Genomic DNA, 23,698 nt, shown 5'->3' with positions numbered 1-23,698 from the left:
GGGCCCATATAGAACCTTTATCGCCGATTTTCGAGTGCGGAATCAAAGGCAGGAATATTTTCAGAGAAAATGGCCGTTGACTCTTCATTAGCTCTCTGGAATCTATAAGAACATAACAGGAACACGACGGATCGGAGAACGCCATGGCGCAGCACGCCCTGGCGCGCGAGCGGCTTTTTGCGCTCCGCGAAACCATCGCCAGACTGGAGGGACGGCCCGCGCCGGCGCTTGCCGCAGCGGAACGGGAAGCCCTGGCGGAAGGACGTAAGACCCACCAGGAGCGCACGCTGCCGCCCCTGTCGTTTGGGGTGGAGTTTCTTGACGGGGCGCTGGAAGGCGGCCTGCCGCTCGATGCGATCACCGAATTCCGTTCCGCTCTGTCTCGCGATGCCGGCGCTGCAAGCGGGCTGGCGATGGCTGTTGCCGCGCGGCTGCAAAAACAGGAAGCGGATGCCGGCCGCCTTCTGCCGTTGCTCTGGATCGGCGATGCCGTCGGCACGCTGGAGGCAGGCCGTCCCTATGCTCCCGGGCTTCGGGATTTCGGGCTGAGCCCGGAGCGGTTTCTCCATGCCGCGCCGCGCAAGCTGGACGAGGCGCTCTGGCTGGCGGAGGCCGCGGTGGAAAGCGCTGCCTTCTCGGCCGTCATCTTCGAAGTACGGGGCAATCCTGCCCATTTCGGCCTGACCGAAAGCCGCAGGCTTAGTCTCAGGGCGCATGCTGCCCGCCGTCCGCTCTTTCTTGTCCGTCAGGCCGGGGCGGAGGAGGCAAGCAGTGCGGCCTTCCGTCTGCATGTCGAACCGGCCCCATCCGCTCTGCGGCCGTTGCCGGATGGATCGAAACTTTCCGGCAGCATCGGCAATCCAATTTTCCGTCTGACGCTGGAGAAGAGCCGCAATCCGGCCCCGCTCTCCTTTCTTCTGGAGTGGAATCCCCATGAACGCGAATTTTTCCCTGTTGCCGAACCAAACCTCGTTCGTCCTCCAGGCGAACAGTCAGCGCATTCTGGCGCTCAGCTTCCCGCATCTGCCAACGGACCGCATCGCCCGCAGGCGATGGGGGCTCTCCTGGCGTTCGAAAGGGCGTCCTGAAGGGCCGCCTATCGTCTGTTCCGGCAAGCTCGACAATGCCATGCGGCTGACGGCACTGGACGAGTTGGCCGAAAGGCTGGGGCTGAGGAAGGAGCTGGGCGTTGCCGAAGCGCGCGCCATGCACCCGCTGCTCGAGGTCGCGGAAGAGGATCCGGCAGCCGACCGCCGGTTGCTGGAGGCAATTGCCGACTGGTGCGACCGTTATACGCCGCTGGTGGCGTTCGACGGCAAGGATGGCCTGTTTCTCGATATTAGCGGCTGCGCCCATCTTTTCGGCGGTGAAAAGGCGCTTCTTAGGGATGTGCTGTCGCGGCTTTTTCATATGGGGTTCGATGCCCGCGGCGCGATCTCATCGTCACCCGGCCTTTCCTGGGCCGCGTCCCGCTTCGGGCAAGGCGGCGTGATCGAGGACGAAGAGACGAAACATGTGCTGATGTCCTTGCCGGTTGCAGCCTTGCGACTGGAAGGACAAACCGTCGATGCCCTGAAGAAACTCGGTCTGAAATATGTCGGCGACGTCATCGATGCACCGCGGGCGCCGCTGACCCGCCGGTTCGGCCCGGAGCTGCTTCTGCGTCTCGATCAGGCGCTGGGACGTGAAGAGGAGCCGGTCTCGCCCCGGCGTCCTGTCGCCAGCCTCTCGGCCGAAAGTCGCCTGATCGAGCCCATCGGGACGGAAGAGCAGATCCTTGCCGTCACCAGGCAGGTCGCCTTATCGCTGCAGCCGTCGCTGGAGGCGCGGGGGGCTGGCGGGCGGGTGTTCGAACTGGTCCTGTTCCGCGTCGACGGCAGGGTCTTTCGTATCTCCGTCGGCGCTTCACAGCCGCTTCGCGAACCAAAGTTCATCGCCGGGCTTTTTTCCGAGAGATTGCAGGCGGTCTATGACGATCTCGATGCCGGCTATGGCTTCGAGATCCTGCGGTTGAATGTGTTGCGGCACGATCCCTTCAACGAGACGCAGGGTGATTTCGAGGGCGACCGTCAGGGAGAGATCTCGCTTTCGGCTTTCGTCGACCGGGTCTCGGCCCGGCTTGGTGCGGATTGCCTGCAAAGCTTTCAGCTCCGCGAGAGCCATGTGCCGGAACGCGCCGTCATCACGGTTCCTGTGATGGAGAGCCTTCCCAGGCGGAAGGCCGCGCAGGACATCCAGCTTCCTTTCCGCGAAGAGCGCCCGCTGCGGCTCTTTCCAACGCCGGAGCCCGTCGAGACCATACTTGCCGAAGTGCCCGATGGTCCGCCGCAGATCTTCCGCTGGCGGCGGATGCAGCATCAGGTGGCAAGAAGCGAAGGGCCGGAACGGATTGCCATGGAGTGGTGGATCGATGGGGATGACGCCGAGGCGCGTGACTACTTCCGCATTGAGGATGAGACCGGACATCGCTTCTGGATCTATCGGCGGGGCTTTTATGGTCAGGAGCTTGATCCTCGCTGGTTCATGCATGGCGTGTTCGCATGACAGCCACGCGCGCATTCTTCGAGATCGGCACAAGGACGAATTTCTCGTTTCTTGAAGGCGCCTCTGGCCCGGAAGAGATGGTCGTACAGGCCGCTTATCTGAAGCTCGGCGGCCTCGGTATAGCGGACCGGAATTCGGTTGCAGGCGTCGTGCGGGCGCATGCACAGGCGGAGCAGCTTGAGGAGAGATACAAAAACAGGGATGCGATTCTGGCCCAAGCGGAGAAGGAAGGAAAGACGGAGGTCATCTTCGATCCTATCCGGATTCAGCCGGGCGCCCGTCTCGTCTTCTCCGACGAAACGCCTGATATCCTCGCCTATCCCTGTAACCGGCGAGGCTGGGCGAACCTTTGCCGTCTTCTGAGCGCCGGCAATCTGAAGGAGGAAGCGGTCAAGGGAAGCTGCATTCTGACGGAAGCGGAACTCATGGAATGGGGGGACGAAATGATGCTTGCCCTCGTTCCCGATCGCACCCTTGTCGATCATCAGGCGGCTCAGTCGACGCTGGAAGATTACCTGGAACGGTTTCGCAGACGCTTCCGCAAGGCTTTTTTTTTGGCGCTGGCGCCAGCCTATGACGGCCGCGACAGGCAGGTCTTTGCGGTGCTTGCCATGCTTGCTGCCCGAAACCGTGTGCCGCTGATTGCCACCAACCAACCGCTTTACCATCATCCCGAACGCCGGCCGCTTTCGGATGTCGTGATCGCGATCCGGGAGCATGTACAGATAGCGCAAGCCGGTTTCCTGCTGGCGCCGAATGCCGAACGCTATCTCAAGGATTCACGTGAAATGGCCCGGATCCTCCGGGACTATCCTGGTGCGGTCGAGAATACGCAGGTATTTTTCGACAGCTTGACCTTTTCGCTGAAGGAACTGGAGCACAATTATCCGCCAGAAAATGATCCCGGCGAAACGCCGCAGGAGACACTCGAAAGGCTGACGAGAGCGGGAGCGGCAAGACGCTATCCCGAGGGTATCCCGCCCAAAGTGGCGCAACAGATCGATTATGAGCTCGATCTCATTCGTCAGAAGAAATATGCCTCCTATTTCCTGACGGTGCACAGGATCATCCAGCACGCCCGCTATGAACTTAAGGTCTTGTGTCAGGGGCGCGGATCGGCGGCAAATTCGGTCATCTGCTATTGTCTCGAGATAACGGAAGTCGATCCCGAAAAGAGCACACTGCTCTTCGACCGCTTCATTTCGATGGATCGCGACGAACCGCCGGATATCGATGTCGATTTCGAGCATGACCGGCGTGAAGAGGTCATCCAGTTTATTTACAAAAACTACAAAAGAGAACATGCGGGACTGACGGCGGGGGTGACCACCTACCGCACCCGTTCGGCCGGCCGCGAGGTCGCCAAGGCCTTCGGGCTGTCTGAGGATGTCCAGTCGGCGATCAGCAGTCTCGTCTGGGGGTGGTCGGAGGACAATCTTTCCGAACGCGATGCCAAGGCGGCCGGCCTCGACGTCAAGGATCCGGTGACGCGGAACGTGCTGAAATATGCCTCCGAGCTCCTCGGCTTCCCGCGCCACCTCACCCAGCATGTCGGCGGCTTTGTCATCACGCGGGACCGGCTTGACGAAGTGGTGCCGATCATGAAGACGGCGATGCCGGATCGCTACATGATCGAATGGGACAAGGACGACCTCGACAACGTCAAGATCCTCAAGGTGGATGTGCTGGCGCTCGGTATGTTGACCTGCCTGCGGAAGGCCTTTTCGCTGCTTGAGCTGCATTACGACGTGAAGAAGACGCTCGCAGACCTCGGCAACAAGGAGCATGGGGATGAGGGCAAGCCGGTTTATGAGATGATGGGCCGGGCCGATACGCTTGGTGTCTTCCAGATCGAAAGCCGGGCGCAAATGAGCATGCTGCCGCGTCTCAAGCCGACGCGATTCTACGACCTCGTCATCGAGGTGGCGATCGTGCGACCGGGTCCGATCCAGGGCGACATGGTGCATCCCTATCTGAAGCGCCGGGAGCAGCGGGCCAAGAACATTCCGATCGAATATCCGAGCAAGGAGCTGGAAACTGTTCTGGAAAGAACCCTCGGCGTGCCCTTGTTCCAGGAACAGGCCATGCAAATCGCCATTACCGCAGCAGGGTTCAGGCCGGCGGAAGCCGACAAGCTTCGCAGAGCGATGGCAACATTCAAGAGAACGGGTACGATCGGTAACTTCGAAAAGCGGTTCATCGACGGAATGGTCTCAAAGGGCTATGCCCAGGAATTCGCGCAGCAGTGTTTCAACCAGATCAAAGGCTTCGGCGAATATGGTTTCCCGGAAAGCCATGCCGCCTCCTTCGCGCTGCTCGTCTATGCTTCCTCATGGCTCAAGGCCTATTATCCCGACGTTTTCTGCGCGGCGATGCTGAATTCCCAGCCGATGGGGTTTTATGCACCGGCGCAACTGGTCCGGGATGCACGCGAGCACGGGGTAAAGATCTTGCCGGTCGATATCAATGAATCGGACTGGGATTGCGGTCTGGAGGAAGCTGCCTTCGATCGGAATGCCATCGATTTTCGACATCATGGGATGCGCGAGATCATCAGGACCCGGCATGCGGTGCGGCTCGGCTTCCGGCAGATCAAGGGTCTCTCGACAGACGATATGGAACGGCTCGTCAGCTATCGAGGCGAAGGCTACAGCTCGGTCCGCGATCTCTGGCTGCGGTCCGGTCTGCAGAAATCCGTCATCGAGCGACTGGCGGATGCTGATGCGTTCCAATCCCTCAAACTGTCACGACGCGACGCGCTCTGGGCGGTGCGGGCGCTGGATGTGAGGAGTGCTACTGAGGAGCTGCCGCTTTTCGAGCAGGTCCGTCATGTCGACCTCCAGGCCGAGCCTGCGGCAAAGCTGCCGGAAATGCTGCCCGGAGAGCAGGTCATCGAGGACTATCGTTATCTCTCATTGTCGCTGAAGGCGCACCCCCTGTCCTTCCTGCGCGAGGAATTGCGCAAGGCCGGCGTGACGCGCAATGTCGATCTGTTGAAGGTCGCGAACGGAAAGCGGGTGACGATCGCGGGCCTCGTGCTGGTGCGCCAACGGCCTGGTTCGGCCAAAGGTGTGATCTTCATGACGCTGGAAGACGAGACCGGCGTGGCCAATGCGATTGTCTGGTCGAAAATGTTCGACAAATACCGCTCGGTCGTGATGGGCGCCCGGCTGGTGAAAATCCGCGGCAGGCTGCAAAGTCAGAGCGGGGTGATCCATACCGTCGTCGAGCATATCGAGGACATGACGCCGGCGCTCGGTATCCTGCAACGCGAGGCCCGGCGTTTCGGCGTCTGCGAGCGGGCAGACGAGGTGCTGAGGCCGGGTGTCGATCAGCGGCAGAAAAAGCTTGTAAATGCGCAGGAGAGGGCCGAGCTGGAAAAACGGGTGGTTGCCTCGGGCCGCCATGCGGGCGCGGCGGAAACCGCTCAGGTGATGCCGCGCGGACGCAACTTTCATTAAAAATGCATCGCATCGATCAAGACCATGCGGCGCGCTTCAATTGCCTTATGGCGTCATCACCCTGAAACCGCTGCATAATCCCGGACGATATGCATGAAGGCCTCATCGGACACCGCTATTCAATGATGCGGGGCTCGAATTTTTTCTTGACAGCCACCATCTTCTTTAGCAGAAAACACGATAGTCAGTGTCATGTTTGGAATGAAGACGTGCTTGTCTGCAGCTGCAATTACATAACCGATAAAGAAATCCGGGAGGTTATCACCAACCTTCTCGATGAAGACTGTTGGCAGCTTATCGTGCCTGCGAAAGTCTACCACGCTATGGAAAAACGCGGCCGCTGCTGTGGCTGTTTCCCCAACGTCGTCGACCTCATTATCCAGACAACCGAGGAATATCACGCCCGTCGCCACTCGACGGAGGCCGAAATATTTGATTTCATGTCCCGCTTGAAACAATTCCATGAGGAAAACAGGAGAGCGGACATTGAAAGGCGACAAAAAGGTCATCGAGCGGCTTAATGAGGCGTTGTTCCTCGAACTCGGTGCGGTCAACCAATACTGGGTTCATTATCGTCTTCTTGAGGACTGGGGTTACACCAAGCTCGCCAAGAAGGAGCGCGCCGAATCCATCGAAGAGATGCACCATGCCGACCGGCTTGTTGCACGTATCATCTTCCTCGAAGGCCATCCCAATCTGCAGACCCTTGCACCTCTGCGCATCGGCCAGAACGTCAAAGAAGTTCTGGAAGCCGATCTTGCCGGCGAGTACGACGCCCGCGCGGCCTACAAAAAGTCGCGCGATATCTGTCATGACGCAGGCGATTACGTTTCCATGAAACTTTTCGAGGAGCTGCTGGCGGACGAGGAAGGTCATATCGACTTCCTCGAAACACAGATCGACCTGCTCGAGAAAATCGGCGAGAGCAAATACGGCCAGCTCAACGCCGATTCCGCCAACGAAGCCGAATAATATTCGAACGGGATGCCGGCCGCCGATGGCGGCCGGTGTTACCTATCGAATTATCGGCTGCCAGCCACCGCGATCGGCTGCATCAAACCGGATTTGAAACCGGTGCGCCTTATTTCCATCTGCTGAAATTAAATGGAACTGAGCAATCGCGATCATGCTGTATCGATCAGTCTTCCGAATGTAGTGCTGCTAGATGCTGGAACTCGGCCACAACCTGGTCGTAGACGGCGCGCTTGAAGGGCACGATCAGCCCCGGCAGTTGCCGCATCGGCTTCCATTCCCAGGCATCGAATTCCGGCTCGTGGCCGCCAGGCGGCGGATTGATGGCGATCTCGCTGTCGTCGCCGTCGAAGCGGAAGGCGAACCAGCGCTGCGTCTGGCCGCGGAATTTCCCCCTGAGCCCGATGCCGATCAGTGCCGGCGGCAGATCATAGTTGATCCAGTCTCTCGCTTCGGCAAGCAGGGTCACCGTCTTGATGCCGGTCTCCTCGTAAAGCTCGCGGTAGGCGGCGTCCAATGGATCCTCGCCCTTGTCGATGCCCCCCTGCGGCATCTGCCAGAGCTGCGGCGAGCCGTCATATTCGGAATTGCCGTCGGAGATGCGTCTTCCCGCCCAGACGAGGCCATCGCGGTTCAGGATCATCACGCCGACGCAAGGGCGGTAGGGCAGATCCTCGGCTTTCACAGTCGCCTGGCTCATCTTCTTCTCCGTTCTGGAATTCTTCTCAAGGATACCTCTCAAGGACCCATCTCAAGGATATTCTCAAGGATTCTTGGGGTCGTTGGAAAGGGCGGCAACGCCGACGATCTCGATGCCGCGCATCGCGGCCTCCTCGCTCCACTTGGCGATGGCGTCAACGCTCTCATCGAAAGCCGAGGCGACGCCGATTGCCTGGCCGTTCTTGCGGGCGATGCGCTCGAGCTCGTCGAGCTTCTTCAGGACGGCGTTGATATCGAGCTGGCCGTCGAGCTGCAGGTCGGCGAAGGCATAGGGCAGTTCAGTTCCCTTGGCGATCGCCGCGGTCTTCGACTGCGCCGATGTGCCGTCGTCGAGAAACAGCAGCCCGCGCTTGCCGATGTCACGCATGACAGGTTCCATGGCGGCGGGATCAGAGAGGAAACGGCCGCCGAGATAATTCATGACGCCGGTATAGTTGGTGATCTCGCCCAACGCCTTGTGCAGGTTCTCGATGTTGCGGGCGGCGGGCTTCGCGGTCAGCAGCGTTTCGGGGCCCGGATCATTCGCCGGATAATCAAACGGCTCGAGCGGCACTTGCAGAAGGATCTCGTGTCCGCCGCGGCGAGCTTCCTGCATCCAGCGCTGCAGGCTGTTGCCGCTTGCGGCAAAGGCGAGGGTGATCTCCTCCGGCAATTCCGCGATGGCGCGCTGCGTTCCGGTCTGGCTGAGCCCGAGGCCGCTGACGACGATGGCGATGCGGATGCCGCGCGCGCCGGACGAGGGACGCGCATATTGATCCATCGGCCGCCGGCCATCGGGACCGATAATCGGCAGCCTGCCAAAAGGCGTCTCTTCGAGCAGTGCTTCATTGGGTTGGGCCGCCATGCGCGGATCCTGGCCGATCTGCATGGCGTCGACCAGCACCGGCCCGCCGCCGTCGCGCGGGCGGGGGCTGTATTTGGTGACGACCGAGCCGTCGCCGGTGACCATCTGCTCAACATTGGCACCAGAGCGTGGGTCCGCGCGGGGCATGCCATCCGTTGCCTGGTTGGCAGCTGTCGCTGGTGGTTGCGGAGTATTGGAAGGTGGTTTTGCCGCTTGTTCGTCCGCCGGCGGTTTGGTGCGTTCGAGCTCATCGCCGCGAAATGCCGTATAGAGGGAAAAGCCGCCTATTGCAAAAAGGCAGAGACTGGCGGCGATACGGCCGAGGCGCAGGACACCTGGGCGCCGGTAGCCGGTTTTGCGGTTGCGGCCCAAAGGCGCATGCAGGTCCGTTCCCAATTTTTCGCCCGCTCCAAAACCGGGAAACAGCAGAAAGGCTCAAGGCCGGGCGAGTACCCGGCCTTGAGCTGATCGATCACTTGGCGACGACGGCCTTGTCCGGGTTCGGCGGGAAGGCCGGATCGGTCTTCTTGCCACGCAGAAGGTCGAGCGCGTAGTTCAGCTGAACGTCGTCCTTCGGGTCCGGCGGAACATAGGCAACGGAGCCCGAACCTTCGTCCGTCTCGCTCTGGCCCTTGATGTGGCCGCGCAGGCTGGATTCGCCTTCGGTCACCATCTTGCCCTGCAGTTCCTCCGGCAGCGGCTCCTCGACTTTGATGTCGGGGGTGATGCCGGTGCCCTGGATCGAGCGGCCCGACGGCGTGTAGTAGAGCGCCGTGGTCAGGCGCAGCGCGCCGTTTTCACCGAGCGGGATGATCGTCTGGACGGAGCCCTTGCCGAAGGAGCGCGTGCCGAGAACGGTGGCACGGCGCAGATCCTGAAGGGCGCCGGCGACGATTTCCGATGCGGAAGCCGAACCGCCGTTGATCAGCACGATCACCGGCTTGCCATCCGTCAGGTCGCCCGGGCCTGCATTGAAGCGGCGGGTTTCATCCGGATTGCGGCCGCGGGTCGAAACGACTTCGCCACGCTGCAACAGCGCATCGGAGACGTTGATCGCCTGGTCGAGCAGACCGCCCGGATTGAGGCGCAGGTCGAGAACATAACCCTTCAGCTTGTCGGCCGGAACGGTGTCCTTGATCTTCTTGATCGCCTTTTCCATGTCTGGATAGGTCTTCTCGGTGAAGGAGATGATGCGGAGATAACCGACATCGTCCTCGACACGCGACTTGACTGCCTGGACGGCGACGACGTCACGGACGATCGTCAGCTCGATCGGCTTGTCGGCACCCTTGCGGATCAGCGTCAGTTTGATCGGCGTGTTGACGGCGCCGCGCATCTTCTCCACTGCGTCTTCCAGCTTCAGGCCGCGCACGGACTGGCCGTCGATCTCGGAGATGTAGTCGCCGGCGAGAACGCCGGCCTTGGCGGCGGGCGTATCGTCGATCGGGGTGATGACCTTGACAAGTTCGTCTTCCATCGTGACTTCGATGCCGAGGCCGCCGAACTCACCCTTGGTCTGGGTGCGCATGTCCTCGGCGTCCTTCGAATTCATGTAGCTCGAATGCGGATCGAGCGAGGAGAGCATACCGTTGATGGCGTTCTCGATCAGCTTGTCTTCCGCAGGCGGCGTCACATATTGCGCACGCACACGTTCGAAGACATCTCCGAAAACCGAAAGTTCCTTGTAAGTCGAGGATCCGGCCGCTTCTGCCGGCACACTCGCCGAGTAAATGACGCTCATTGCGGTCGCACCCATCAATGCGCCGACCAGAACAAGAGAAGCCCTACGAATCATTGCGTGCCTTTCCAGTGTCTTTGGCGGTCCACCACGGCCGGGAATCGACCGGTTTACCGTCCTTTCGAAATTCAATGTAAAGCGTTGGCCGGTTCGTTTCCAGCGCCAATGCAGTTGCGCTTGCCACTCTTTTCGCGCCCATCACGGCAAGCGGCTCGCCGGAGAAAACGAATTTTCCCTGACGGGTATTGATCGTATCCATTCCCGAGAGAACCAGGTGGTATCCATCGCCCGCGTCGAGGATGATCATCTGGCCGTAACTGCGGAATGCGCCGGCGAAAACCACCAGACCATCCGCAGGCGCCGTCACCACTGTCTCTGGATTGGTGGCGACCGTCATTCCCATGGCCTCGTGCCCGGTGCCGTCGGCATCGCCGAACTGGCGCAGGATATCGCCCGTAACGGGCACCTCCAATTTCGCCTTCAATTCTCCGAACGGATATGCGGGCGCAATGCGGTTTTTATCGGGCACGCCGCTGTCGGCAAGCGCCTTGGCCTGGGCGCGCTGCTCGTCCGTAAGCAGCTTGCGGTTCTCCTCCGCCTGGCGGGCGGCAGCGGCGGCGTCGCGCACCGAAGCGATCTCGGATTCCATCGAGGCGACCAGGCCTTCAAGGCTCGTCGCCTTGCCTGCCAGTTCCTCCGAGCGTTTCCGTTCGGCCCCGAGTTCGGCGGCGTTGCTGCGGCTGAGCTTGTCGTTTTCGGCAAGCAGCAAGTCCATGCGCCGCTCTTCCTCGATGCCATCAGTCATCGTCGCGGTCAGCGAGGTTTTCTCGGCAGCACTTGCAGTCTGCAATGCGGCGAGGCTTGCGAGGTCTGCGGCAAGCTTGTCGGTCTCCTTGCGGATGCCGGGCACGACGGCGCCGAGCAGAATGGCGCTGCGCACGGAGCCAAGCGCGTCATCCGGGGTGACGAGCAAGGCGGGCGGCGGATTGCGGCCCATGCGTTGGAGCGCTGCCAGCACCTCGGCCAGCAGGCCGCGGCGCTCGTGCAGAGAACGGCGGATGCCATCCTCCTTGACGCCGAGATCGGCAAGCTTCTTCTCGCTTTCGAGGATCTGCTTTTCGAGCGCCTTGCGGCGGGCAGCGGAATCGATGAGTGCCTGGCGGATGCTTTCCGTGCTCTTTTCGAGATCGGCGATGCTCTGCTGAAGCGTGCTCACCTTGTCGGTGGAGAGGCTGATCGTTTTCGACAGAGTTTCGAGTTCGGCACGGGTCTGATCACGCTTGGCGGCAAGTTCGGCCGCCGGATCGGGCGGCGGCGCGGGCTCGGCTGCCGGCTGCGGTGCGGATTGTACCGCCTCGGGCGCGGCATCCTGCGCCCGGACGATGAACGGATCTGCCGACATGACAATCACCGCCACACCGACGCCGGCTGCGATAGCCGGCAGGATCATGCGGTGTCGCCTGGTGGATGCTCTCATCATGCGTGTTGGGGCACTTTCTCAAATCGCGCGGAGACTAAGCTGATTTGGTGCGCTTTGCCATAAGGTTTGCAGGAGAAGGGGGTGGCCGAGCAAACACGGCTGCGTGATATTGCGACGCCTTGCCGGGGTGTCGCGCCGACGCATCGGGCCGATGCGGCATCAGACGCGGTGATAGGGATGGCCGGACAGGATGGTGACGGCACGATAGAGCTGTTCGGCGATCAGTGTGCGCACGAGCTGATGCGGCCAGGTCATCTTGCCCAGGCACAGCGTGGCGTCGGCACGGTCGTAAAGCGAGGGATCGAGGCCATCGGCGCCGCCGATCGCGATAGTCAGCTCGCGTTTGCCTTGGTCGCGATAGGAGCCGAGCAGGTTTGCGAAGGCTTCGCTGTCGAGTGCCTTGCCACGTTCATCGAGAAGAATGAGGATGCTGCCATCGGCAAGCGATTTCAGAAGCATCGCCGCCTCTTCACGCTTGCGAGTCTCCGCATTGGAGGCACGGCTTTCGGCAACTTCGGCAACGCGGGTCAATTCGAGGCCGACGGCAGGGCCGGCCTTGGCGAAACGGTCGAAATAACGGGCGGCAAGATCCTTTTCCGGGCCGGACTTCAGCCGTCCCACCGCAAAAAGACCTATTCGCATTTATCCGCTCCCGCTCATGCGGCACATCGGGCGCGCACCGCGCCACCGGCCGGCTTATGATGTTTGCCGGCCAGCCAATGCCACGTCTCAGGCGCCGGACAGAATGCCGGCTCGCCAGTCAGTGCCGTGTTTCTTCATCCATATCCGGAGCCGCCCACATCTTTTCGATGTTGTAGAACTCGCGGATTTCGGGACGGAACACATGCACGATAATGTCACCGGTGTCGATCAGGACCCAATCGCCGCCTTCCTGACCTTCGACGCGGGCCGTACCGAGGCCGTCGTCCTTAAGGTCGGTGAGCAGGTGATCCGAGATCGCCATGACATGCCTGTTCGAGCGGCCGGAGACGACGATCATGTAGTCTCCCAGCGCCGATTTTCCGGCAATGTCGATGGTGACGATATCTTCAGCTTTGGAGTCCTCGAGGCTGGCGAGGACGGTTTCTAGGGCACGGGCGGCGGCATCGGCGCCACGTTCCGCACTCTTCGGGATAACGGCGAACGTTTTTCCCTTGGCGTGTACTGTTGTCAGTGCTTTCCCTTTCCTGGAATGACAAACTATGCACAACACAGATCCGATCGCGACCGGATCATGGTTAAGATAGGCATCAAACCATTAATGTTTCAAGACATGCTAAGGTACAGAACGGCCGAAAATCCGATCTGCCGTTCGAATTGAAGTATTTGACTGCTCGGGGCGGCTTCGTGCGGGCGGTGTACAGTTTCCATGCCGCAGCGTAAAGTGCAGCAAATTCCACGATCTCCAGATTCAATGACCGACTCAGCCGCAAAAACACTCGTGCCCGTCCTGCGAATCAGCTTCCCGGATGAGGATCGACTCGGCCATGGCAAGATGGAACTGCTGGAGCATATCCGCCAGACCGGATCGATCTCGGCCGCCGGGCGGGCGATGGACATGTCCTACCGGCGGGCATGGTTGCTGGTCAGCGAGATGAACCGGATGTTTAACGAACAGGTGGTGGAATCGCAACGCGGCGGGCAGAGGGGCGGCGGCGCGGCGCTGACGCCGTTCGGCGAGGAATTGCTCGGTCGTTTCCGCCGGATGGAAAGAACGATGCGCACGAGCCTTGCCGAAGATCTCGCCTGGCTCGAGGCCAAGCGCAACCTGCAGCAGGGCGAGCGCTGATGATCAGGCCTCCAGGGCAACTGTCTTGATGACGGCGAAAACCACCCTTCCCGGTCGAAGATCCAGACGCTCGCAGGACAGTGTGGTGATCCGGGAAAGAATGATATCGCCGTCGCAATCGAGCCGGATTTCCACCGTTCCGCCCTCGGTCGACGACATCCCCTCTATCCTTGCTTCCAGGATATTCAGCGCGCTGAGCCCCTCGGGCCTTGCGGTCGCGAGCATGACATCGCGGGAGGGAATGCGGACGCGGACCGATTTGCCGGGCGCAAGGGCCGCACCCGGAATATGGAGCCGACTGGATTTCAGCGCGACCGTCGATAGATGGTGCCGCGCATCGAAGCTTTCCACCGTGCCTTCCAGCAGTGCGCCGGCCTCCCGCCGGTCGGAGGCGGTGGAGGGGCGGCTCAATATGTCGATGGCGGGGCCGGTCGCTTCCACCTTGCCGTCGCGCATGACGACGACCTGATTTGCCAGCCGCGCCACCTCGGCGATCGAGTGGCTGACATAGACGATCGGGATGTCGGTTTCGTCGCGCAATCGTTCTAGATAAGGCAGGATTTCGGTCTTACGCGCCTCATCGAGGGCGGCGAGCGGCTCGTCCATCAACAGCAGGCGAGGGGAGGAGAGAAGCGCGCGGCCGATGGCGACGCGCTGCTTCTCGCCGCCGGACAGCTTCGCGGGGCTGCGCGCGAGCAGCGTCTCGATACCGAGCAGGTCGACGATGCGGTCGAAGCTCTCGCCGCGCGCCGTTCTCGCCGCGAACCATCGGCCGTAGGAGAGATTGGTGCGAACGCTGAGATGCGGGAAAAGCCGCGCTTCCTGGAAGACATAACCGAAGCGGCGGCGATGTTTCGGGACGAGAATACCGGTTGCGGTTTCGGTCAGGGGCTCGCCATCGAGGACGACGCGGCCTTCATCCGGGCGGGCAAGGCCGGCGATGATGCGGATCATCGAGGTCTTGCCGGAGCCGGAACGGCCGAACAGCGCGGTGACGCCACGGTCGGAGGTGAAGGCGGCATCGAGCGAAAAGGCGCCGAGCCTCTGTTTTGCCTCGACGATCAGCGTCATTCCGGGTTGATCCTCCGGCCAGCGAGACGGGCAAGGAATTCGGAAGCGAGCAGGGCGGCCATCGAAATGACGACGGCGACGAGCGTCAGGCGGAGCGCGCCGGCATCGCCGCCCGGCACCTGGGTGAAGGTGTAGATCGCCGCCGACAACGTCTGGGTTTCGCCGGGAATGTTGGAGACGAAGGTGATCGTCGCGCCGAATTCGCCCATCGCCTTGGCAAAAGAGAGGATCATGCCGGCGATGATGCCGGGCAGGGTCAACGGCAGGGTGATCGTCAGGAAGACCCAGACCGGGCCGGCGCCGAGCGTTCCGGCCGCCTCCTCCAGTTTGCGGTCGACCGCCTCGATCGACAGACGGATGCTGCGAACCATCAGCGGAAAGGCCATGATGGCGCAGGCCAGTGCGGCACCCGTCCAGCGGAAAGACAAGACGATGCCGAAATACTGGTCGAGCAGGCTGCCGATCGGACCGCGGCGGCCGAACAGGATGAGAAGAAGAAAGCCGGTGACCACCGGGGGCAGCACTAGCGGCAGGTGAACGACGCCGTTCAGCACCGACTTGCCCCAGAAGCGGCCGCGGGCAAGCAGCAGGGCGACGAGGATGCCGAAGGGCAGGCTTGCCAGCATGGCGACGATCGAGACGCGCAGACTGAGCAGGATCGCCGTCCATTCCTCATTGCTCAAGCCAAGAGCGTCCAGCAAGCGCTTCTATTCCTCTCAAAAATGAAGGCTCGCACATGCAAGCCATTTGTTGCAAATCACGCTCTTTACTCGGCGTCATCCTCGGCCTTGTGCCGAGGATCTGCTGCCTATACAAAAATCGACCGGATGCAGATGCTCGGGACAAGCCCGAGCATGACGATAGAGTAGTTAGCGGTCCTCGTCAGCAGACTGAAACATCGTGATGTGAGCCTCAAGTCAGGCACTGACGTGCAAATCCGCAACATTTCCGGCCTCAATCACTTCAGGATGGTGAAACCCTGCGCCGTGAAGAAGGCAGCAGCCTTGTCGGATTTCAGGAAGTTGAGATAGGCTGATGCATCCGGGTTCTTGCTCTCGGCGAGGATCGCAATCGGATAGATGATCGGCGGATGGGACTCGGCGGGGAAGGTGCCGACGACGGCGACACCCTTATCGGCTGCCGCATCCGTCTGGTAGACGATGCCATAAGGCGCTTCGCCGCGGGAGACGAGGGCCAAGGCGGCGCGCACGCTTTCGACGCCGGCGACCTTGGTTTCGACCGATTTCCAGACGCCGAGCTTTTCGAGCGCGGCCATGCCGTATTTACCGGCCGGAACCGATTTCGGCTCGCCCATGGCAAGCTTGCCGTCACCCACAAGCCCGGCGAGATCGAAGCCGTGCTTGATCTCGACCGGTTTTGCCTTGGCCTTTTCGGCAACGAGCACGATGCGGTTGCCGACCAGGTTGAAACGGGTATCGGCCTTGATCAGGTTTTTCTTGGCGAGGTAGTCCATCCAGTCGAGGTCGGCCGAGATGAAGATATCGGTGGGTGCGGCGTTTTCGATCTGTCTGGCCAGCGCGCCGCTCGCCGCATAGGATACGACGACTTCCTTGCCGCTTTCCTTCGCCCAGGCGGCATTGGCGGCGTCGAGCGCATCCTTGAGGCTCGCCGCCGCAAAGACGGTAAGTTTTTCGGCGGCGGCGGCAGGCGCCGGAAGCGCTGCTGTGCCAAGCCAGAGGGCGGCGATCGCGGCGATTGCCAGTTTCAGCCATCGACTGCGGTTCTGCATGATCATTCCCTTCGGGATTCGAAATATTGCAACGAATATAACGGGTGAGGCGTCTTGGCTAGGGATATATCCATGAAAATATAACCGTATTGGATCGCGGTGTCCGCTACGACCCAATAGTTACGCATTGTTGAAGTGCATGGCTTAAACGGCAGCGTGAGATCCATAGATGAAAATACCCGAGCGACAGGTGGCAAATCGCAAGGGCGCCCGGCGGCACAGCATGCTCCGTCGATTTCTGCTAAGAAAAACGGCAATGCCAAAGCCACAAGGCTGCACAGAGTTGCACACAATGCATTGCTGCAATGCACCAATCGATATTCATCTTCCTGCGAAATATGCTACAACATACTCATCGACACGGCTTCTCCTCCTCCCATAGCCGTTCGATAGGGTCGACAACACTCCTCCTCCCAGTTGTCGATCGAGTTTATAAGCCCGACGGATCTCCTCCCCCGTCGGGCTTTCTCGTTTTCGGGATCTTCTGAAATCAGGCTGGCGTATGCGTCTTGTTGGGCGCGCGGCGCTCTATTCGGCGTCGCTGTGCGACGAGCCGTTGCGGATTGCCGTCGAGCTCAGGCCCGAGCGCGGTCCGTGGATGAAGGTCCAGGCCGGGGCACGTTTCTTCCAGAGAACACGGGCATCATCCTCGTCGACACGGGCGAAATCGAAGGTCCTGGCCATTTTCGAGGACAGGAAGGAGAGCGTCGCGCCCGGCCGGTCGATCACCGCGATCGGGAAGGTGCGGGCAATCTCCTGCCATTTCTGCCATTTGTGAAAGGTCTGCAGGCTGTCGGCGCCCATGATCCAGATGAAATGCACATGTGGATTGCGCGCCTTGACGCGGGCAAGCGTATTGGCGGTGTAGCTGGTGCCGAGCGTCTGTTCGAAGGCGGTGACCTTGACGCGCGGATCGGCGGCCACACGCTCGCTTTCGGCAATGCGCTCGGCAAGCGGAGCGAGCTGGTTGCGGCTCTTCAGCGGGTTGCCCGGGGTAACCATCCACCAGAGCTGGTCGAGGCCGAGCCGCTTGAGGGCGATTTCAGCGACGAGCGCGTGACCCTGATGCGGCGGATTGAACGAACCGCCGAACAGACCGACGACCATGCCGCGCTCGCTGTGCGGCATGCGGAGATAGTGCCGGTCCACATTCTCGGTCGTCACGTCAGGGCCGCGTCTGTCCGGCACCATGCACCCGATATTTGAAAGAGGTGAGCTGTTCGACGCCGACGGGGCCGCGGGCATGCATCTTGCCGGTGGCAATGCCGATTTCCGCACCCATGCCGAACTCGCCGCCATCGGCAAACTGCGTCGAGGCATTGTGCAGCAGGATTGCCGAATCGACTTCGGTGAAGAAGCGCGCGACAACGGCGGGGTCCTCGGCGATAACCGCCTCGGTGTGGTTGGAGGAATATGTCTGGATATGGGCGATGGCGCCCGATATGCCGTCGACGACGGCAACGGAAATGATCGCGTCGAGATATTCGGTCGACCAGTCCTCCTCGGTCGCGGGCTTCAAGCCGGGTGCAACCTTCAGCACCGTTGCCGAAGCACGGACCTCGCAGCCGGCCTCCGTCAGAACCTCAAGCAGCGGCGTCAGATGCGTGCCGATCGCGGCGCCATCGACGAGCAGGGTTTCGGCGGCCCCGCAGATGCCGGTGCGGCGCATCTTGGCGTTGACGATGATCTTTTTCGCCATTTCGATATCGGCCGAGGCATCGACATAGATGTGGCAAAGGCCTTCGAGATGGGCAAAAACCGGCACACGAGCCTCGCTCTGCACCCGGGCAACCAGGCTCTTGCCGCCGCGCGGCACGATGACGTCGATCGCCCCGTCCAAGCCGCGCAGCATGGCGCCGACGGCGGCGCGGTCGGTGACCGGCACGAGCTGGATAGCATGCTCTGGAAGTCCCGCCGCCTTCAGGCCCTCGACCAGGCAGGCATGGATAGCCTGCGATGAACGGCGCGAATCCGAGCCGCAACGCAGGATGACGGCATTGCCCGCCTTGAGGCAGAGGGCGCCGGCATCAGCCGTAACGTTCGGCCGGCTTTCGAAGATCACGCCGATGACGCCGAGCGGCGTGCGGACGCGCTCGATTTTCAGCCCGTTCGGCCGGTCCCAGGCAGCGATGACTTCGCCGACTGGATCGGCAAGGGCGGCGATGGCGCGGATTCCCTCGGCCATTTCGGCGATGCGTTTGTCGTTCAGCGTCAGCCGGTCGACGAAGGAAGCGAGCATCTCGGTGCCTTCGATGTCCTTCAGGTCCTTGGCGTTCTCGGCAAGAATATGCGTCTTGTTGCCCAGAATCGCATCGGCCATGGCGTTCAACGCGCTGTTCTTCGCCTCGGTGGATGCAAAGCCCAGCGGTCGTGCCGCAGCCTTTGCCTTGCGGCCGATGTCGTTCATCAGCACGTCAATGTCAGGGCCCGGCGCAACGGTATCAAGCATAGCTCGCGTCCTTCTTCTGCCTTTCCGATTTCGAACCGATCTGCGCGGTCATGACCATATCGTCGCGATGGACCATGGCGGCGCGCCCGGCATAACCGAGAATGGCCTCGATCTCCGCCGACTTGCGGCCGGCGATCCGGCGGGCGTCGTCGGCATCGTAGCTTACCAGGCCGCGGGCAATCTCGCGGCCGGCCGGGCCGATGATCGCCACCGTGTCGCCGCGGCTGAAGAGGCCGGAAACGCTGCGAACGCCAGCGGGAAGCAGGCTCTTGCCGGCCCCGAGGGCGACGACAGCGCCGTCATCGACATGCAGTTCGCCGGCCGGCTGCAGCTGTCCGGCAATCCAGGTCTTGCGGGCGGTAACGGGTGTGCCCGATGGCGCGAACCAGGAGGAACGCGCGCCGTTTTCGATCGTCGACAGAGGGTTGTCGGTCTTGCCGGAGGCGATGATCATGGCGCAGCCTGATGCCGTCGCAATCTTGCCGGCATCGATCTTGGTGCGCATGCCGCCGCGCGAAAGCTCGGAGGCCGCGCCTCCGGCCATCGCCTCGATCTCGGGGGTGATTTCGGCAATCGTTTCCAGGAACGTCGCGTTCGGGTCGAGATGCGGCGGCGCGGTGTAGAGGCCGTCGATATCGGAGAGAAGAATGAGCAGATCGGCGCCGGTCATCGTCGCGACGCGGGCAGCCAGCCGGTCGTTGTCGCCATAGCGGATCTCGCTGGTGGCAACCGTGTCGTTTTCATTGATGATCGGCACGGCGCCGATCTTTAAAAGCTGATTTATGGTGGCGCGCGCATTCAGATAACGGCGGCGTTCCTCGGTATCGCCGAGCGTCAGCAGGATCTGGCCGGCGACGATCTCGTCGCGTGACAGGCTTTCCGACCAGGCGCGCGCCAGCGCAATCTGGCCGACGGCCGCCGCCGCCTGGCTTTCCTCCAGCTTCAGCGCACCTGACGGCAGGTCGAGCACCGAGCGGCCGAGTGCGATTGCGCCCGAGGAGACGACGAGCACGTCGATGCCCTTGGCCTTCAGGCCCGAGATATCGGCGCACATGGCGTCGAGCCAGGCTTTCTTCAGCCCGGCCTTGCGGTCGACCAGAAGCGCGGATCCGATCTTGATGACGATGCGGCGGTAGCGGCCAAGCGGCTTACGGATGGTCATCGTCCTCGTCTCCACCCTTGCCCTCGCCCTCATCGCTGACGACCATGTCGCGATGACGCAGCTTTGGCACCTTGGCCGGCTTCTCCTCGGTATTGGCTTCGACGATGATGTCGCGCAGCGCGCGCAGCACCTCGGTCATGCCCTTGCCGGTGACAGCCGAAATCTGGAATGGCGTCTTGCCGCAGGCCTTGGCCAATTCCTTGGTCTTCTTCTTCAGTTCGGCGTCGTCGAGCACGTCGATCTGCGACAGCGCCACGATCTCCGCCTTGTCGGTCAGCTCGTTTCCGTAGGCTTCGAGTTCGTGCTTGACCGTCTTGTAGGCCTTGCCGACCTTTTCTTCCTGGGCGGAGATGAGGTGGAGCAGCACGCGAGTGCGCTCGACATGGCCGAGGAAACGGTCGCCAATGCCGACCCCTTCATGGGCACCTTCGATCAGGCCCGGAATGTCGGCCAGGATGAATTCGCGCTCGTCGATGGTGGCGACCCCGAGATTGGGATGCAGCGTGGTGAAGGGATAGTTGGCGATCTTCGGCCGGGCCCGGGTGACAGCGGCAAGGAAAGTCGACTTGCCGGCATTCGGCATGCCGACGAGGCCGGCATCGGCAATCAGTTTCAGATGAAGCCAGATGGTCTTTTCCTCACCGGGCAGGCCGGGATTGGCCCAATCCGGCGCCTGATTGGTCGAGGTCTTGAAGTGGGCGTTGCCGAAGCCGCCATTGCCGCCATGGGCAAGACAGTAACGCTGGCCTTCGACAGTCAGGTCGCAGATCAGCGTTTCCCGGTCTTCCTCGAAGATCTGGGTGCCGACCGGAACCTTCAGCGTCACGTCGCTTCCGTTGGCGCCGGTGCGGTTCCTGCCCATGCCATGGGTGCCGATCGTCGCCTTGAAATGCTGCTGAAAGCGAAAATCGATCAGCGTGTTGAGGCCGTTGACGGCCTCGACCCAGACGTCGCCGCCGCGTCCGCCGTCGCCGCCATCGGGGCCGCCGAACTCGATGAATTTCTCGCGTCGGAACGAAACGCTGCCGCCGCCGCCGTCCCCGGACTTGATATAGACCTTTGCTTCGTCGAGAAATTTCATTTTACTTCCAATATTCAGTGGCAGTTGGACGGCCCGTCTTGGCCCATTCGATATAGGCGGTTCCGACGGAGGTCAAAGATTATCGTGAATTTTGCGAGCTATAACATACAGTACGGCTTCGGTCTCGACGGCAAATACGATCTGGCGCGCATTGCCCGGAATCTCGAGGGGGCTGACGTCATCGCGCTGCAGGAGGTGACCCGCGGCTTCTCTCGCAACGGTTTCGCCGACATGGTGGCCGATATTGCAGCCCTTTTCCCGACTATTTCTGGGTGTATGGGCCAGCCTGCGACATGCATGTCGAAGCTGATGAAAGTGGGCTCCAGCCGGTGCGCGGCACGCGATTCCAGTTCGGCAACATGGTACTGTCGCGCTGGCCGATCCTCGCGACCCGGACGCTGCTCCTGCCGCGCAGCCGCACGATCGGCAAGATCAACCTGCAGCGCGGCGCAACCGAGGCGGTGATCGCAGCACCCGCCGGCGCGATCCGCGTCTACTGCGTCCATCTCGACCATGTCTCGGCCGACGAGCGCATCCGACAGCTGCAATTTCTGAATGCCCATATCAATGCCTTCGTCCAGGAGGGTGGAACGCTGACCGGGGCTGGCGAATTCGACCTGCCGGAGCCGCCGCTGCCGGAGGATTATGTCATCATGGGCGATTTCAACATGGAGCCGGAATCGCCGGAATATTGCGCGCTTGCTGGGGCTGGCGGCGGGTATTACGGCCGCGTGGCGAGGATCGGCACGCCGGTCGACGCCTTTGCGGCGCTGAAGGCCTACTCTCCGGAGAGCTACAGCTGGATGGATCCCGAAGATCGCGGCAAACGCATGCATCTCGATTATTGCTTCGTCAGTTGCGGCCTGTTGAGCCGGTTGAAATCCCTCCGGATCGATACGCAGTCCGTCGGTTCCGATCATTTCCCGGTATGGGTCGAGATCGGCGATTGAAGGAGACGCCGCCGATGCGGCGGCGTCTCGAGTTTGATCAGTCAGGCCACTTTTCGCGGCTGCAGCGTGCCCGGCTGCAGCACGGTCTCGATGTGCGACACCATGGTGTTGCGGGCGAAACAATAGATTTCGCCGCAACCCGTCATGCGGAAACCGAGCTTCTCCTGCAATCGCAGCGAAGCCGGGTTGTCGGCGAAGACGCCGGAATGAACAGGCGTCTCCGGCATGCGGCGCGAGAAGCGCTCGATGATCGCCGCCACCGCCTCGCTCATATAGCCGCGCCGCCAGTAATAGCGGTTCAGCCAGTAGCCGAGGTGCCAGCGGCCGTGGCGCAACTCGATCGAGACGTTACCGATATGGACATCGTCCTTGCCGGTAATCGCCAGCGGCCAGTCGGGCAGGGTGCCTGATGTGACCGGGATCAGCCAGTCCAGCGCATCCTGCCGGTCGAACGGCGCGGGTACGCGGGACAGCATGCGCGTGACCGCGAAATCGGAGAGCGATTCGGCGATACCAGGCGCATCGCTCAGCCTGTGGGGGCGGAGCGTCAGCCGGGCGGTCGAGATAACAGGCGCGGGACCGGGCATCATCGGCTTGACCTCCGGCCTTTGCAGTGCCGTCGTGCTCATGCGATGTTCCCCCAGCTTCGGAGGGACATCCAGGTCTTGCGGTCGAGCCTGTACCATTCGACTGGCACGTTGCTGCCGAGCGCCAGCGAGGCGGCAAGCCCCGAACCCTGGAACTGAAAGCCGCACTTCTGGATGACGCGGCGCGAGGCGACGTTCATGACCCGGCAACGGGCGTCGATCTGATCGACGTCCTGACGGGTTCTGAACACCATATCGACCAGGGCATGGCAGGCCTCGGTCGCATAACTCTTGTTCCAATAGGGCTCGCCCAGCCAGTAGCCGATCTCGACGGTCCTGCCGTCAGTCTGCGGCTCCACGCCGCAGCAGCCGATAAAGGCGCCGTTTTCGGCCTTGGTGATCGCATAGACGCACTTGCCAATCTCGCCATTTTTCGTGCGACGCACGAAGTCAGCAGCATCATCGGCGGTATAAGGGTGCGGCATACGCGATACCATGGTGGCGACTTTGGCGTTATTGGCGAGATGGGCAAGGGCGTCGATGTCTTCTTCGTGAGGCGCGCGCATGACGAGCCTTTCCGATAACAAGACAGGGCAATCGGTCCTTAACCGTTCCGGCCTCAGCCGCTCCGTGGAAGACCGCTGGTCTTCCCGGGGAGACCGTGATTGGTCTACCCTTAACAATTCGCCTTGCATGGTTCAGTCCTCCTTGAGGGGTAAAGAAAAAGGGGAGATGGCGCCCCATCTCCCCTGTTTTCTAGACTGAACCTGATACGGCCAGCCGGGTCGATGAGACGCCGGCTGTTTTTGAGCGCTACCGGCTTATTCCGCTGCTTCCGCTTTCGGCATGACAGACACGTAGACGCGACCGTTGGCCTTGGTTCGGTAGTTCACATTGCCGGCGGTAAGCGCAAAAATCGTGTGATCCTTGCCGAGGCCGACGTTGGAACCCGGATGCCACTCAGTACCGCGCTGACGCACGATGATGTTGCCTGCGATGACGGCTTCGCCGCCGAACTTCTTCACGCCAAGGCGCTTGGACTGAGAATCGCGACCGTTGCGCGATGAACCGCCAGCTTTTTTGTGTGCCATTGGAGTTCT

Annotated in this window: 22 protein-coding genes and 1 pseudogene; 7 read left to right on the top strand and 16 right to left on the bottom strand. The window is 61.5% G+C overall.

Going from position 1 to position 23,698, the window contains the following annotated elements; genetic code table 11:
• The first annotated feature begins 143 nt into the window (after positions 1-143).
• From BS630_RS37965 to bfr, 5 genes are all read left to right on the top strand, one after another.
• On the top strand, positions 144-1,088 hold the full coding sequence (locus BS630_RS37965) for an ImuA family protein (RefSeq protein WP_231284990.1): 945 nt from the start codon (positions 144-146) through the stop codon (positions 1,086-1,088).
• Positions 1,000-2,544 (top strand): Y-family DNA polymerase, encoded by a 1,545-nt coding sequence (locus BS630_RS14430; protein ID WP_280952159.1) that lies wholly within the window; start codon positions 1,000-1,002, stop codon positions 2,542-2,544. Before BS630_RS37965 ends, BS630_RS14430 begins: the two co-directional genes overlap by 89 nt.
• Positions 2,541-6,005 carry an error-prone DNA polymerase gene (locus BS630_RS14425; protein WP_077977995.1) on the top strand — a complete coding sequence of 1,155 codons (3,465 nt, stop codon included), beginning with the start codon at positions 2,541-2,543 and terminating at the stop codon, positions 6,003-6,005. Before BS630_RS14430 ends, BS630_RS14425 begins: the two co-directional genes overlap by 4 nt.
• A 122-nt stretch (positions 6,006-6,127) precedes the next feature.
• On the top strand, positions 6,128-6,526 hold the full coding sequence (locus BS630_RS37960) for a (2Fe-2S)-binding protein (protein WP_017962586.1): 399 nt from the start codon (positions 6,128-6,130) through the stop codon (positions 6,524-6,526).
• Positions 6,492-6,977 (top strand): bacterioferritin, encoded by a 486-nt coding sequence (gene bfr, locus BS630_RS14415; RefSeq protein WP_003543950.1) that lies wholly within the window; start codon positions 6,492-6,494, stop codon positions 6,975-6,977. Before BS630_RS37960 ends, bfr begins: the two co-directional genes overlap by 35 nt.
• A 166-nt stretch (positions 6,978-7,143) precedes the next feature.
• Here bfr and BS630_RS14410 read toward each other — a convergent pair whose 3' ends face one another.
• The 6 genes from BS630_RS14410 to rsfS form a co-directional block, all read right to left on the bottom strand.
• Positions 7,144-7,677: an RNA pyrophosphohydrolase gene (locus BS630_RS14410; RefSeq protein WP_077977994.1), complete on the bottom strand. Its 534-nt coding sequence runs from the start codon at positions 7,675-7,677 to the stop codon at positions 7,144-7,146.
• A gap of 63 nt (positions 7,678-7,740) precedes the next feature.
• Positions 7,741-8,937 carry a divergent polysaccharide deacetylase family protein gene (locus tag BS630_RS14405; protein ID WP_077977993.1) on the bottom strand — a complete coding sequence of 399 codons (1,197 nt, stop codon included), beginning with the start codon at positions 8,935-8,937 and terminating at the stop codon, positions 7,741-7,743.
• Positions 8,938-9,013: 76 nt separating this feature from the next.
• Positions 9,014-10,336 carry a S41 family peptidase gene (locus BS630_RS14400; protein ID WP_020052177.1) on the bottom strand — a complete coding sequence of 441 codons (1,323 nt, stop codon included), beginning with the start codon at positions 10,334-10,336 and terminating at the stop codon, positions 9,014-9,016.
• A complete protein-coding gene (locus BS630_RS14395; protein ID WP_077977992.1) occupies positions 10,326-11,729 on the bottom strand; it encodes a murein hydrolase activator EnvC family protein in 1,404 nt (467 codons plus the stop codon). Before BS630_RS14395 ends, BS630_RS14400 begins: the two co-directional genes overlap by 11 nt.
• Before the next feature lie 189 nt (positions 11,730-11,918).
• Positions 11,919-12,401 carry a 23S rRNA (pseudouridine(1915)-N(3))-methyltransferase RlmH gene (rlmH, locus tag BS630_RS14390; RefSeq protein ID WP_011654027.1) on the bottom strand — a complete coding sequence of 161 codons (483 nt, stop codon included), beginning with the start codon at positions 12,399-12,401 and terminating at the stop codon, positions 11,919-11,921.
• Positions 12,402-12,519: 118 nt separating this feature from the next.
• A complete protein-coding gene (gene rsfS / locus BS630_RS14385) occupies positions 12,520-12,963 on the bottom strand; it encodes a ribosome silencing factor (protein ID WP_003589592.1) in 444 nt (147 codons plus the stop codon).
• A 210-nt stretch (positions 12,964-13,173) separates the two neighbouring features.
• On the opposite strand from rsfS, the gene BS630_RS14380 reads away from it, so the two are divergent.
• Positions 13,174-13,548, top strand: a complete 375-nt coding sequence (locus tag BS630_RS14380; protein WP_077977991.1) for a winged helix-turn-helix domain-containing protein — start codon at positions 13,174-13,176, stop codon at positions 13,546-13,548.
• Between the two features lie 3 nt (positions 13,549-13,551).
• Here BS630_RS14380 and modC read toward each other — a convergent pair whose 3' ends face one another.
• From modC to obgE, 7 genes are all read right to left on the bottom strand, one after another.
• Positions 13,552-14,619, bottom strand: a complete 1,068-nt coding sequence (gene modC, locus BS630_RS14375; protein ID WP_077977990.1) for a molybdenum ABC transporter ATP-binding protein — start codon at positions 14,617-14,619, stop codon at positions 13,552-13,554.
• A complete protein-coding gene (gene modB, locus BS630_RS14370; protein WP_077978086.1) occupies positions 14,616-15,317 on the bottom strand; it encodes a molybdate ABC transporter permease subunit in 702 nt (233 codons plus the stop codon). Before modB ends, modC begins: the two co-directional genes overlap by 4 nt.
• A 260-nt stretch (positions 15,318-15,577) precedes the next feature.
• Positions 15,578-16,369, bottom strand: a complete 792-nt coding sequence (modA, locus tag BS630_RS14365) for a molybdate ABC transporter substrate-binding protein (RefSeq protein ID WP_077978085.1) — start codon at positions 16,367-16,369, stop codon at positions 15,578-15,580.
• 528 nt (positions 16,370-16,897) lie between these two features.
• Positions 16,898-17,560, bottom strand: coding sequence for a nicotinate-nucleotide adenylyltransferase (locus BS630_RS14360; protein ID WP_077977989.1), 663 nt, complete (start codon positions 17,558-17,560; stop codon positions 16,898-16,900).
• Positions 17,535-18,818 (bottom strand): glutamate-5-semialdehyde dehydrogenase, encoded by a 1,284-nt coding sequence (locus BS630_RS14355; protein ID WP_077977988.1) that lies wholly within the window; start codon positions 18,816-18,818, stop codon positions 17,535-17,537. Before BS630_RS14355 ends, BS630_RS14360 begins: the two co-directional genes overlap by 26 nt.
• Positions 18,811-19,980: a glutamate 5-kinase gene (gene proB, locus BS630_RS14350; RefSeq protein WP_077977987.1), complete on the bottom strand. Its 1,170-nt coding sequence runs from the start codon at positions 19,978-19,980 to the stop codon at positions 18,811-18,813. Before proB ends, BS630_RS14355 begins: the two co-directional genes overlap by 8 nt.
• Positions 19,967-21,061 (bottom strand): GTPase ObgE, encoded by a 1,095-nt coding sequence (gene obgE, locus BS630_RS14345; protein ID WP_077977986.1) that lies wholly within the window; start codon positions 21,059-21,061, stop codon positions 19,967-19,969. Before obgE ends, proB begins: the two co-directional genes overlap by 14 nt.
• 84 nt (positions 21,062-21,145) lie before the next feature.
• Between obgE and BS630_RS14340 the strand changes: the two are divergent.
• Positions 21,146-22,011, top strand: a pseudogene (locus BS630_RS14340) (endonuclease/exonuclease/phosphatase family protein).
• Between the two features lie 41 nt (positions 22,012-22,052).
• Here the strand turns inward: BS630_RS14340 and BS630_RS14335 are convergent.
• The 3 genes from BS630_RS14335 to rpmA form a co-directional block, all read right to left on the bottom strand.
• Positions 22,053-22,640, bottom strand: coding sequence for a GNAT family N-acetyltransferase (locus tag BS630_RS14335; RefSeq protein WP_077977985.1), 588 nt, complete (start codon positions 22,638-22,640; stop codon positions 22,053-22,055).
• Positions 22,637-23,293, bottom strand: coding sequence for a GNAT family N-acetyltransferase (locus tag BS630_RS14330; protein ID WP_025396449.1), 657 nt, complete (start codon positions 23,291-23,293; stop codon positions 22,637-22,639). The genes BS630_RS14335 and BS630_RS14330 overlap by 4 nt, the downstream gene beginning before the upstream one ends.
• A 126-nt stretch (positions 23,294-23,419) precedes the next feature.
• Positions 23,420-23,689, bottom strand: a complete 270-nt coding sequence (gene rpmA / locus BS630_RS14325; protein ID WP_003543909.1) for a 50S ribosomal protein L27 — start codon at positions 23,687-23,689, stop codon at positions 23,420-23,422.
• Positions 23,690-23,698 lie beyond the last annotated feature (9 nt).

The organism is Rhizobium laguerreae (genome assembly GCF_002008165.1).
Classification (GTDB): domain Bacteria; phylum Pseudomonadota; class Alphaproteobacteria; order Rhizobiales; family Rhizobiaceae; genus Rhizobium; species Rhizobium laguerreae.
This window is presented reverse-complemented; position numbering and strand designations above follow the sequence as displayed.